We start from the raw sequence: 13533 nt of genomic DNA, 5'->3' as shown, positions 1-13533 counted from the left end.
GTTAATGTGACACATTGGCAGAAAAGAACACCTATTTCCGGCGGCGCGAACCGTCGAGGCTATTAATCTTCAAGGCATAAGAGGCAATCTCGATGACGCCACCATACTCGCTGATGGCATAGTAGAGGAACCAGAACACCAGCATGCCGCCACCCGACAGCAGCGTGTAAGGCCAAACCTGAGTAGGAAAGGCTGCTGTAATGGCGATGCTGCCCAAACCAAAAATAACGATGAGAACGCAACCTGTGATAAACGAGTGGTGCTTGCTAAGCAAACGGCGCTTGGTTTCGGGCGTCCACCAACTGGGAGCGTTAGCCTCGACAGTGGTTTGCTCAATGCTGTTCTGCGTTTTAAAATAATTGCTCAGGAACATATACGACAGATACACGCCATGCAGGAAGAAGATGGCAAACGGCCACTCGCTATAGGGCCTGAGCACAGGGATAACAATTGGCAGCCAATAGGTAATGATGCCAACGCCTAAGATACAGATATCGCGAATGACAATCCGGCGGGTAAGATAATTGGGGCACATCAACGGGGTGTGGCTCCAGCTGAACATAACAGCACCAACGTGAAAATACGACACGCTGAGAGCCGAGGCTGCTACCGGATTCTGAAAACGCAACGTAAGATAGCCATGAATAAAGAAACCTATGGCAAAGTTGATATAGTTGATGGCTGTAATCTTACAACTACGATGATAGATATCGTACTTACGATACTCGTAGTTATTAAACAACAGCAAAAGGGCTAACAGAAAATTTACCAGGCATGCTGCGTAAAGTACAGTTTGATATAAAACAAGATCCATAAATTTATAGTTGAACGTATAATTTTAATTGAAGAATCCCCGCCACTGACTGGCGAGGATTCGAAATCATATTTAATAATGTATTATTGCATATCGTAAACCACCTGCATGAGCTGCTTACCAAGATCGTCGGCCTGCTCCATGGTCTGGGCCTCGCTATACACGCGGATGATAGGCTCGGTGTTAGACTTGCGCAAGTGCACCCAACGATCGGGGAAGTCGATCTTCACACCGTCGATATCGTTAACTACAGCGCTGCTATCCTTAGCAAACATCTCCTTAACCTTTACCAGGATGGCGTCAACATCAGTCTCAGGAGTAAGGTCGATGCGGTTCTTGGCAATCTGATAGTCGGGGAAGGTGGCACGAAGCTCGCTTACCTTGCAACCCTTCTGAGCCAGACTTGACAGGAACAGGGCGATACCTACGAGGGCATCACGACCATAGTGGCTCTCGGGATAGATTACTCCACCATTACCCTCGCCACCAATCACGGCGCCTACCTCTTTCATCTTGGTAGTTACGTTAACCTCGCCTACGGCTGCAGCGGTGTACTGGCCACCGTGCTGCTCGGTAACGTCGCGCAGAGCGCGGGTTGAGCTGAGGTTTGAAACGGTATTACCTACTGTGTGGCTCAGCACATAATCGGCTACTGATACCAGTGTGTACTCCTCGCCAAACATGGTGCCATCCTCGCAGATAAAGGCCAGACGGTCGACATCGGGATCAACTACGATACCCAGGTCGAAACCACCCTTCTTCATCTTATCCATGATACCATGCAGGTTCTTCTCCAATGGCTCGGGGTTGTGGGCAAAGTCGCCTGTGCACTCGCCATTCAGAATCTCGTAATCTACATCAAGCGCCTTAAACAGGCCGGGCAGGATAATACCACCTACAGAGTTGATGGTATCTACGCACACACGGAACTTACGCTTGCTGATGGCCTCGCGATCAACCAACTTAAGTGCCAGCACTGAGTCGATATGACGCTGGTTGAAGCTATCGTCGATGGTGCAAGAACCCAACTGATCAACTTCGGCATAATCAAAATCCTCGGCCTCGGCCAGACGGAGCACCTCGGCGCCATCGGCTGCTGTAAGGAACTCACCCTCGCTGTTGAGCAACTTCAGGGCATTCCACTGACGGGGATTATGCGAGGCGGTAATGATAATACCACCATCGGCACCTGCCATACGTACAGCCAACTCGGTGGTTGGTGTAGTGGCATAACCAATATCGATTACATCGTAGCCCATACCCATCAAGGTTCCAACTACTACGTTACGAACCATCAGGCCTGAAATACGACCATCGCGACCCACTACTATCTTCTTGCCACCAATAAACTGGGCATAAGCAGTGGTAAACTTTACTATGTCTAAAGGATTAAGCGTGTCACCTGTGCGTCCGCCGATTGTACCACGGATGCCGGAAATAGATTTGATTAATGTCATAATATGTTAATACTTCTCTTAAGATTCACGTTGGAATGTGAGCTCATAATAATAGGGTGTTACATAGCTCGAAGCTGTAGCATGACCCTGAGAATGAGGCACAATCAGACGTACCTTGGCACACTCGTCGGTAAGCGACTGAGGGCGGCCCACCTTTACATATGTGAGGGGAACCAACCAGCCTGAAGGTACCGAAGCGCTCTGGTAGGCCTTATACATAAGTCCGCTCTCGAACGATGCTGTGAAAGAGCTGCCTGAGCGAGATACTGATATAATGTCGGGCAGTGTTACCACCGAAATGCCACTATACGACAAGCGTGGATTGTTGTTGCAGATAGTTGTGGTATCCTCAAGGATATTATACTCAGCGAATCGGGCTACCAGACGAGTGCTCTCGCCATCCTGCAGCTGGGTGCCACAGCCTGGGCGCACAATCTGCATGTACACACCACTCTTATCAAGCTTTACATACTGGTTCTTAACCGTATCGGTGGTGAAACCCTGCTGGTTAAACTGATCCTCGCTAATAACAACAATCGAGCGGTCGGAAATGAACTTTGCAATAGCATTACGTTCCTTTTCCTTCTTATCGCCGTAGGTCTCATAGTCGTTACAACTGCTGAGAACAGCGGCCATGGCTATCATGATAAACAGTATCTTCTTCATCTTGCATTTACTATTTGATGGTGCAAAAATACGAATATTTTCGTAAACACCAACAATATTAGGCTACTTTAACTTGTTTTCATAGGCAGAAATTGCCTTTTTGGTAATTTCAATCGCCTCTTCGATGGTTCCTTCAACCTTTCCGCCCGATGCATTCAGGTGTCCGCCACCATTAAAGAACTCCTCGGCCATCTGGTTGCAGGGGAAGTCGTCGACAGAGCGCAGACTAACCCAAACCATATTCTTCTCGGTATCCTCGCGCAACGAGATCGACAGCTTAAGACCCTTAATCTGCTGGGGCATGTTTACCAAGCCCTCGGTATCGCCCTTGATATAGTTGAAACGCTTCAGCTCGTCGCGAGTAATCGAATAGTAGGCGGCATGATACTCGGGCATATAAACCAGCTTCTCGTACATCACATAACCCATCAAGCGGATACGATCCTCGGAATAGTTATGATACACGTTGCGATAGATACGATCCTTATCGATGCGCTTGGTGAGCAGCTCGCTGATAATCTGGAAAATCTCGGGACGGGTGCTGTTAAAGGTAAAGCCACCTGTATCGGTCATCATTCCACAATACACGGGTACGGCAAAAGCCTTATCCAGCTGGGCAAAAGCGCCCATCTGCCATACAATGCGGAACACCAGTTCGCAAGTGCTCGAAGCCTCGGGCTGCGACACTACCAGGTCGGCAGGTACATCGGGCTTCAGGTGGTGATCGATAAGCACCTTCTTGGCCTTAGTGCTTACCAGGGCCTGCTCCATCTCGTCGACACGACTTGGGGTATTGAAGTCGAGACAGAACACCAGGTCGGCAATCTTAAACAGCATATCGCACTTTTCGCGATGCTTATCGTAACGCACAATCTTATCAGTATTGGGCAACCACATCAGGAAGTCGGGATACTGATCGGGCACAATCACGGTAACATCCTTTCCGCGCAAGCGCATATACTCGGCCCATCCTAACGACGAGCCGATAGCATCGCCATCAGGACTCTTGTGGCAAACCACAAGTACCGTATTTGCATCAGAAATCAGCTGGTCCATCAGGGCCAGCTGATTAGTATCTAAAATGTTTATATTCATTTAGAACAATTTGTTAGGATATACACCCTCGTCGACCAGCTGCTTGATACGAGCAACTGTAGCGTCGCGATCGGCTGCATAGGTTACGCCGAACCACTTGCTGGTGGTATCCAGAACCTCGACAGTAGCAGTACCGTCGTTGATGAGCTTGTTAACCATGAGGGGGATAAAGAACTCGGCCTTAAGGTTCTCGAGGTTCTTTGGATCGCTCAGGAACTCCTTGAAGTACTCCTCAGAATACTGGAAGTAATCGGGTGTGAAGCCCCACATATTCATTGATACAGGAGTGTTATCCTCGACAGCTACCCACTTGCCGTCCTCGTCCTTATAACGAACAGGCTCGTTAGCGGCACCTGCGTTCGAACCATCCTCAGCGCAACGTACAATCTCGGTACGCTCTACTACAGTTGTCAGGTGGCCCTTTTCGTTCTTTGAGCAGACACCACGTGCTACAGTACCATTCTCAGAGAGGGTATTGCCTACACGGAAACCTACCATAGCATACTGGTTCTTAGCACCCTCGGGCAGATTTGCCAGGTACTTACCAATAACCATGAAGGCATCGCGATTGTAGAAATCGTCGCAGTTAATTACACAGAAAGGCTCCTTGATAACGTCCTTACCCATGAGTACAGCATGGTTGGTACCCCATGGCTTCTGACGGCCTTCGGGAACGCTGAAGCCCTCGGGCAGTGCGTCGAGTGCCTGGAAACAGAGCTCGCACTTTACCTTACCCTCGTACTTAGCGAGAATCTGGGTGCGGAACTGCTCCTCGAAATCCTTACGGATAACCCATACAATTTTGCCAAAGCCAGCCTGGATGGCATCGTAAATACTATAATCCATAATGGTCTCGCCATTTGGGCCCAGACCGTCGAGCTGCTTCAAACCGCCGTAACGGCTACCCATACCAGCTGCGAGCAAAAACAAAGTCGGTTTCATTTTTTTCTAAAATTTTTTGAGTTATATCAATTTTTTGCGTGCAAAGGTACAAAATATTTTGGACTTAAGCACAAAAGAATCGAAAAAAAATGAGTTAGAACGGATAACCAACTGCAAAATGCAAAGTATGGGCACCACTAAAGCTGGGCACATTAAAATAGCCCGACTTACCCGTATCGTACGGACAGTGGATGGCCAAGCCCCAGTCTAAGCGGATAACCAGGAAGCCCAGATCGTATCGCAAGCCCACACCTGTGCCAAGCGCCGTGGTCTTTACCAACTGCTTGAGCGATGTGGGGAATTTGCCACCCTCGACATACTCGTCGGTAAAGTCCCATACGTTACCAGCATCCAGGAACACGGCACCATTCAAATCGCCAAACAGCTTGGTGCGATACTCCAGGTTACCCACCAGCTTTGTCTCGCCATTCTGTATCAGATAGTCGAGCTGGCGACCTAACCCACGACCATCAAAGCGACCAGGACCAATGGAGCGTACGCCAAAGGCACGGATGGTATTGGCACCTCCCACATAGAAGTACTCGCTGTAAGGTGCCTCGCTGCTATTGCCATAACAATAGATAATGCCACCATTGAAATGACCTATCAGCTGTGAGGTTGGGGTGAGATTCCACGTTTTTGAGAAATCGGCCTCTAAACGCAGAAACTGCGAATATGGGGTTTTAAACAGCTCCTTATCCTTCTCGCTGAAAGAGCGCCCGAACGCATAATCCCAAAGCGACACCAGGTTGCCCGATTCTTCGACTGTTACCTCCCAACGGATGGGATGGCGCAACGACGACGGACTGGTGTACATATAGGTATAGCGCATCTTAGGCATGAAGCAGTCCTCCATCGAGGCTGCCAGATAGGGATTCTCAACAATCACCGAGTCGAACTTATCGGTATGGCTGTTTACGAACTGATACTTGAGCGTGAGGGGCGAGAACTCGTGGCGACTATTGGCCGACGACTGCCAGCGATAGGTCCACTCGCCACTTACGATATGCATCTTATAATAATCGGGGCGACGAATCACATCGCTCGACACCTTGGCATAGGTGGTTGGTGTAGAATAGAAATGGCGACGGATGACACGACCATTCTTATCGCGGCGCACACGATCGCTATGAACAAAAGGTGCAATGATACGTGGGAACTCAATCGACACATCGGCACCATACTGATAGCTGTTCATATCAGCATCGGCACTCTTCTGCCACTCGTAGGCACCATGCAGGTTCAAATCAAGTTTCTCGCCGGCATGGAAAGCATTACGACGGGTAAGACCGATTCGGGCCTGAGGACCATATCGGCCACTGGTACGTCCGATGGCATTACACTCGATATAGAAATCGTAGGGTTTATCAAAGGTGCAGTTCAGGCGCAGGTCGAGGGTATCAGAATCGGGACGGGGCGTGAACTGGAAGTCGGTACTACTGAACACACCTGTGGCGTTAATCCTGCTGGCCGACTCCATATATTTCTCGTAGCTATACTCCTGGCGTGGGCGCAGACTGAGGTTACGCAACACCACGCGAGGCATGATGGGCGACTTCTTACCATTGAAATGAATGGTGAGATAACGGCGCTGTACCGAATCGGTAAGCACCTCGCGGGCCGACTTGCGGAAGTTAACATCCAGCTTGCCGATATACCACTTGCGCAGGGCCACATCGGGCAGGCCGTGTGCCAGCTGGAACCTGAGCTGTGCCTTGTTATCTACAGCAAAGGTATCAGCCAGGTACGAGGCATAGCTAGGACTGTAATAATAGTAGCCATTGTTACGCAGCAGCGTGCTGATACGGGTGCGCTCGGCATCGAGGTTATTGATACTGAAGGGCGACTGGCTCTTGATGAGACTCTCGTCGCGGGTTGAATCAATCAATGCCTGGATGGGAGCCGGGAAGTTAACATAGCTCACAGAGTCGAGTGTAAACAGCGAGTCGAGATGTACGGTATAGCCAATCTTACACTTCTTGGCATTCTTCTGTGGCACCAGCTCGTAAGTTACATCGCCACGAAAATAGCCGTTATTGCGCAATACCGATCGTGCCACACTACTGCGAAGCTCGGGGTTAACCTGACTCATCAGAACGGGTGGCTTACCAAACGTCTTGGTCATCCAGCGTGCAAAGCCCGAATCCTTACCCGCGTACTTATTATATACCCACAGGTGCCACGACCAGGGCACGGTGTAATAGCTACTGCCAAACAGCGATCCGTTGGGCTCGGTAGCCAGGGCGGCCTCGAGCTCAACCTTGGTATTCTCCAAGTGGGTGTCGTAAGCCTCAACATCGTATTCCTTCGCATCGTCGTAGGCTATCTTGGTAAGTCCCGTAAAGAGCTGCTCGCCTTCAGGGATATTCTTTGTCATTGAGCACGAAGCCAGACAAAGCACTAGGGGTATATACTTGATATTATTTAGCATGGCGTTCTCTGTTTGTGGATGGAACACTATCCCTACGGATGGTATCGCGAGGCGTGGTGGTTCGTGGCATCAGCATGGGCTGCTCCTTCTTCCAGAAGCTAAACACATCCTTCAGCGAGTTCAGCTTACGGCGCCAAACAAAACCTATACCATATTCGCCTGTGTAGCCCTCCAGCCAATCGTAAACGTTCTGGTTATAGAACAGCTTCAGGTTCTTGGTGGCATCCTGATTCAGGCGATACTCCATCGTGACATTATCGAAGAACGACTGGTTCTGACCACCCATCGCATCATTAGCACCCGACGATACTTTTCCACCCAACTCTATGCGCAGACGATTGTTGAAGAATCGCTTGGCAAACTTAAACGAGTAGTCGGTATGCATCGCTCCTGAGGCATCGGTAGTGTTATCGATACCCAAGCTCAGGTCGAGTGTCTTCAAGGCCGAACCTGCTATCGTGTTAATCTCGCTCTGCAAGAACGAGCTCAAGGCCGAGTTCATCGAGAAAGCACTGGTGTTGGTATCGGCCAGATACATACCGGTGGTAAGCATCGCCACAGCCATTTTTCCACGTTCCTCCTTCGACATGGTGGTCAACTCGCCACTCACCGTCTGATCCTCAGGGGCATCGATGATAAACTCCAGACCCATATCGTTCAGCGTCTTGGTGATAATCACACCACAATCAAACAGTACCGAACGGGTGCCACCACCCTCGTTGGTTACATTAGCCTTGGTACGCTCGGTAGCCGTGATGTTCAGTTTAGGATTCATCGGATCGCCCGTAAACTCTACATAGCTGCCCTCCTTAACGGTAAACGTCTTGAGCGGGATTACAGGCAACGAGTATTTCATCTCGCCACTCGACAAGGTATAACGACCCGTGAGGTGGATACCCTCGGCGTTGTACTTCATACGCAGGTCGCCACCACCCATCAAATCTACGTAGTTGCTCTCATCTACATTCAGGTCGCACACCACGTGAGCACCTTGCGATACGTTGATGGTAAGATCTACATTCAAGCCCGATGGTGCAGGACGCGTAACTACCGTGGTGGTAGAATCGCTGAAGTCGGTAAACTTAACCAGCTCTTCCAAACGGTTATCAGTTGAGAGAGGCGAATCGAGCAGCATATAGGTCATATCGGTAGAACCCAGCACATCCAGACAGCCACGCATATTCAGCGCCTCGAGCGGACCCTGCATACGACTCATAAAGTTAACGTAGGCCTTACCCCATGCCACACTCTTGGCCTGACGCTTAGAGTTGATAAGCAGGAAGTTGTTGGCACGCATACGCATATCCATCATGATATGCTCGGTATCCGAGAAGTCGATGTTACCCATCAGGTTCAGCAGGTCGTTATTGCTCGAGTAGAGTCCGAAGTTCTCCAGCAGCAGCTTAGAGCCCACGATACGCACGGGGTCGTTATCAAAACGCATGCGGATGCCATAGGGGATGCTGACCAGATAGGCCGAATCTACGTACATCTCACCATTCACCTCGGGATGTCTGGTGGTGCCACGAATGGTTACACTACCCTCGCCATAGCCCTCTAAGCCAACCAACTGGTCGGGCACAAATCCATTTACCAGCGACAGAGGCAGGCGCGTCATCGTAAAGTTGGCATCGATAAAGCCTTCGCCCTGACTCTTGTAGATACCGCTCAGCAAACCGAACTCCTCGTCGTCGAGCATCAGGCGGGCCTCTACGGCATGGGTATCGTCCTCCTTCATCAGGTAAACCAACTCGGTACTGATGTTACCAATGGGCGAACCCTCGTAGGTCATCTGGCGCACAGCCATATCGCTGGCCACCGAGATATTCTCGTTCTTATCCTGCAGGATATGGTAGTCGCCATTCAGCTTACCCGTAATGCGGGGCAGGTATGGGATTACCGAGGTGAGCTCGCCCAAATCAAAGCTGTTCACACTCAGGGTGATATCCTGCAGCATGGTAGAATCCTGGTTCTCGGTATAGAGTTTGATACCCGTCTTATCGTCGGCAATCAGGTCCACCTTTGCCTGCAAGCGCTTGTTGCGACCCATAAACAGGAAGTTGTCCTTGTTCAGGTTAAACTCCTTATAACCAATGGTCGGGCGCTCGGGCAGCAGTTTAAAGCGGATACCATCGCTCTCCATCTCGGCAGTCACGCCTAAACGCAAGCCCATTTTATCGTGCTGGTCGAAAAAGCGCAAGCCTACCAATGCACCATGCTGGTGGACGGTACCATCAATCAGGGCATTGAAGATAAACTGCGGATTACGTTTGTTGTTGCGCACCTGCCCCTGGTAGGTTAAGCGGTCGCCCTTCTGTGTGAGGTTCAAACGGATGGTATCGATACGGGTACTATCGTAAACCAACGAGTAGAGATAGCTCTGACCATTAATACCTGATACAGGCGAGGTGTTCACATCCAGCATCAGCTCCTTGAACTGCACATCCAGTGCCTTCAGCAAGCCAGCCAACGGGTTGTCGCGCTTACTCTCGACATGCAGTTTCATCTCGGGCAACAGACGCTTGATGGCAGGCTGGTCGATGATGCGCTTATCAATCTGCGCCATCGTTGAGTCGCCTAAGATGGTGAGTTTCTTCAGCAGGCGCTCGTAGTTGCCCTTGGCATCCAGCTTCACGATAAAGTCGCCACTCTGAATACGGGCAATCACGGTATCAACCGTAGTATTGATATGCAGTCCGATAAAATCGGGTCGCAGGGTTTCGTTCTTACCTTTGATGTAGATTTCATCCACCAAACCTGTTACACGATGAGTGAGTTTCATATCCGAAACCACATCTACCGAACCGCATAAGCCAATCGCCAATGGCATATCTACCAAACGCATGCGGTACAGGTCGGCCTTATCCAGATCGGCACTGATGGTAGCCATCAGTTTCTTGGTATTCAACTGGGCGTCAACACCTAAGGTGCCTTGCAGCAACTGGTTATAACCCGTGATAGATGCCAACGCATGTCCGTTAGCCAAGGTGGCTTCGGCATTCATCTGCTTCAAGTCCCAACTGCCATACTGCAACTGGTGTATCTTGGCACTGGCAGTCAATTTGCTCTTGTTCGAGAGGAAATCGGTACCATATCCCTTGGCCTTCACATCGGCCGTGATGGTATAGATAGAGTCGCGTGGCATAAAATGGTGCAGATTCAGGCGGTTGATGCTCATATCGGCATCGTAGCTTATGCCAGCCATCAGCAAATCACCTTTAGCATTGGTTGGAATGCTGGCACTACCCTTCAGTTTTACTATGCCTGTACCCTCGCGCAGTGTCAGATTGGTGGCATAGCGGGTGCCATCGGCCTTCAGCTTACCATCTATCGCCATACCTGGCAAACGATAGTTACGCATCAAGGCAGGATCGGCCAAAGCCAAGGCAAAGTTCAGATTCTCGGTCTTGGCATTCAGGGCGATATCAGCCTTCAGCTTGGTGATATCAGTTACGTTATCAGCCGTACCGGTAGCTGTGATACGAAAGGCAGTTGGCAGATGGATGTTGAGCCCCGTAAACGCCATATGCTGCATATTTCCGTTTACCGAACCCTTGATGCTGATGGGATGGTTAGGATAGTTGCGCACAAAGGCCTGTGGCATATCGCCGGCAAAACGCATCACATCCTGCTTACCTATCTGCGCATTCAAACGCAGCTTCATCGCACCAGGCTGCTGGGTGTCGAAGGTGTTAAAGTCCATCGCCAGCTCGGTCTCGATATCTGTATCAGGCGTTTGCAATCTCAGTTGGGGGATGGTCAGTCGCTTGTCGTCCATCGTTACGCGGGCCGACAGGTGGTTTACCTGCAGACCGCTTTTCTCCTTCGTCCTCAGGTCTCTAATAATAAGAGAGGTGTTAGGCTCTACGTATTCAATCGAATCGATACGCAGATTGATATCCGTGAGTGCCAGATGGTTATAATCCAGTCCGCTCACCTCTGGCTCGTAGCGGTTGTCGTAGTTCAGGCGTCCCTGGTTCCAGTCCAGACTGCCTACTTTATAAATCTTGTTACCAAGGTCGGCCAGCACCTCGCGTGCCACAGCCCTACCCATATAGGCCTGGGCGTTCAGCGTGTCGCCTGGCAGGTGGACCATGAAATTACTCTTCAGGATACTCACCGAATCGGCATTTACTATCCATTTCATTGTCGATTCTGTGGTGTCAACAGCCGCTGTATCGCTCAGGGCGATATCCAGTTGGGCTTCTGAAAGTCGGGCACCATTCACTTCTACGGTTTCCTGGTCAAGGTCGATACCATTCGACGACAGCCAAAGCTCCTGCAGATTACCTTTGATACGCAGGTCGCCAATAAAGCCGTTGGTATTCAGTTTGGCATCAGTCAACGATAGCTCATCTATCACCACACGCTTGCTAAACAAGGGTATCAAGCGCACATCGCACACCATCTTACGCACATCGGCAATGGTGTCGGTCTGGTTAGCTATCGAATCATTCTTATGTAAAGCACGAAAGCCCTCGATGCCTAAGTCGAGCGGGAACTCCAGGCATACCCGTTCTACTGTGATGTCCATGCCCGTTTTCTCCGAGGCGATGGCGGCCACCTTCTTTACCGCCCAATTTTGCACTGGCGGCAAATAAAGTAGCGCGGTTAGAATCACAATAAGCAGTATGGGTACCAAAACCGCTATCCCCAACCACTTCAGGACTTTCTTCATTTGTTTATCTGGTTGATGCAGCCTGCCACAACGGATCGTTGGGCAACGGTGCCTCTACGATAATGGTTTCTTTCGAAACAGGATGCACGAACTCCACCCTACGCGACATGAGCGAGATACTGCCATCAGGATTGCTGCGAGGCGCACCATATTTCAAGTCGCCCTTAATGGGACAGCCCATGGCAGCCAACTGACAGCGTATCTGGTGATGACGACCCGTCATCAGGTTCACCTCAAGCACCGTATAGTTATCTGTCTGTCCTATCACACGATATTTCAACAGGGCTTTCTTGGCATTGGGGCGCTCCTTATCGTAGGCATAGCTCTTGTTCTGTTTCTCGTTACGCACCAGCCAGTTCTCGAGCGTTCCCTCGAGGGCCTTAGGACGATTTTTTACTATCGCCCAGTAGGTTTTATGCACCTGTCCCTCGGCAAACATCTTGTTCAGTCGGGTAAGCGCTTTCGAGGTTCGGGCAAACACCACCAGCCCTGAAACAGGACGATCCAGGCGGTGCACCACACCCAGGAAAACGGCACCTGGCTTGGCGTATTTTTCTTTGATATAGTCTTTCACCAATTCAGAAAGGGGGCGATCGCCAGTCTTATCGCCCTGTACGATCTCCCCACTCTGTTTGTTGACTATGATGATATGGTTGTCTTCGTAAACGACCTCCATAATGTTCAATAATCAATGTTCAATGAACTACATGTTCATACCACCATCAACCTGGATAACCTGACCGCTTACATAGCTTGAGAGGTCAGAAGCCAGGAAGGTAGCAACATTAGCGATATCCTCAACCTGACCACCACGACGCAGAGGAATCTTGTTGATCCACTCCTTACGGATATCGTCGGGCAGAGCCTGAGTCATAGCTGTATCGATGAAACCAGGAGCGATGGCGTTAGCACGGATACCCTTAGGCCCCATCTCCTGACCGATACTCTTAGCCAGAGCAATCAAACCAGCCTTAGAGGCAGCATAGTTAGCCTGACCAGCGTTACCATGAACACCTACTACTGATGCCATGTTGATGATAGAACCACCACGCTGACGCATCATAACGGGTACACAAGCGTGGATGAAGTTGAAGGCCGACTTCAGGTTTACTGCGATAACAGCATCCCACTGCTGCTCAGTCATACGCAGCATCAGTCCGTCCTTAGTGATACCAGCATTGTTAACCAGAATATCGATTGATCCGAACTCTTCCTTTACAGCCTTAACTACTTCCTCGGTCTGAGCAAAGTCGGCAGCGTTCGAAGCATAGCTCTTAGCCTTTACACCCAGAGCAGCAATTTCCTTCTCGGTCTCCTCGTTCACCTGAAGATCGGTGAATGCGATGTTACAGCCTTCAGAGGCATACTTCAGTGCGATAGCCTTTCCGATACCGCGTGCAGCACCTGTAATCAGCGCTGTCTTACCTTCTAATAATCCCATAATTGTTTT

General features: G+C 50.2%; 9 protein-coding genes. All 9 read right to left on the bottom strand.

What is annotated here, in order from left to right:
- Nucleotides 1–31: 31 nt before the first annotated feature.
- The 9 genes from BLR73_RS09565 to fabG all read right to left on the bottom strand — a co-directional run bounded on the left by BLR73_RS09565 (nt 32) and on the right by fabG (nt 13524).
- Nucleotides 32–814, bottom strand: a complete 783-nt coding sequence (locus tag BLR73_RS09565) for a hypothetical protein (RefSeq protein ID WP_143010931.1) — start codon at nt 812–814, stop codon at nt 32–34.
- 83 nt (nt 815–897) lie between these two features.
- The gene (gene glmM, locus BLR73_RS09560; RefSeq protein WP_091861479.1) at nt 898–2271 is read right to left on the bottom strand and encodes a phosphoglucosamine mutase; all 1374 of its coding nucleotides are present in this window, start codon (nt 2269–2271) and stop codon (nt 898–900) included.
- Between the two features lie 18 nt (nt 2272–2289).
- Nucleotides 2290–2937 carry a DUF4827 domain-containing protein gene (locus tag BLR73_RS09555; protein WP_091861477.1) on the bottom strand — a complete coding sequence of 216 codons (648 nt, stop codon included), beginning with the start codon at nt 2935–2937 and terminating at the stop codon, nt 2290–2292.
- A gap of 63 nt (nt 2938–3000) precedes the next feature.
- Entirely contained in the window at nt 3001–4032 is a 1032-nt protein-coding gene (locus BLR73_RS09550) for a DHH family phosphoesterase (protein WP_091861474.1), read from the bottom strand.
- Nucleotides 4033–4974 (bottom strand): glycosyltransferase family protein, encoded by a 942-nt coding sequence (locus tag BLR73_RS09545; protein WP_013065641.1) that lies wholly within the window; start codon nt 4972–4974, stop codon nt 4033–4035.
- Nucleotides 4975–5068: 94 nt separating this feature from the next.
- Nucleotides 5069–7351 carry a translocation and assembly module lipoprotein TamL gene (locus BLR73_RS09540; protein ID WP_233428927.1) on the bottom strand — a complete coding sequence of 761 codons (2283 nt, stop codon included), beginning with the start codon at nt 7349–7351 and terminating at the stop codon, nt 5069–5071.
- Between the two features lie 43 nt (nt 7352–7394).
- Nucleotides 7395–12083, bottom strand: a complete 4689-nt coding sequence (locus tag BLR73_RS09535) for a translocation/assembly module TamB domain-containing protein (RefSeq protein WP_091861470.1) — start codon at nt 12081–12083, stop codon at nt 7395–7397.
- 4 nt (nt 12084–12087) lie between these two features.
- A complete protein-coding gene (locus BLR73_RS09530) occupies nt 12088–12759 on the bottom strand; it encodes an RluA family pseudouridine synthase (protein WP_013064336.1) in 672 nt (223 codons plus the stop codon).
- Between the two features lie 27 nt (nt 12760–12786).
- Nucleotides 12787–13524, bottom strand: a complete 738-nt coding sequence (fabG, locus tag BLR73_RS09525; protein ID WP_033151428.1) for a 3-oxoacyl-[acyl-carrier-protein] reductase — start codon at nt 13522–13524, stop codon at nt 12787–12789.
- Nucleotides 13525–13533 lie beyond the last annotated feature (9 nt).

This window comes from Prevotella sp. khp1 (assembly GCF_900102205.1).
Lineage (GTDB): Bacteria > Bacteroidota > Bacteroidia > Bacteroidales > Bacteroidaceae > Prevotella > Prevotella ruminicola.
Note: the sequence above shows the minus strand (reverse complement) of the source record. Positions and strands in the feature narration are given on the sequence as shown.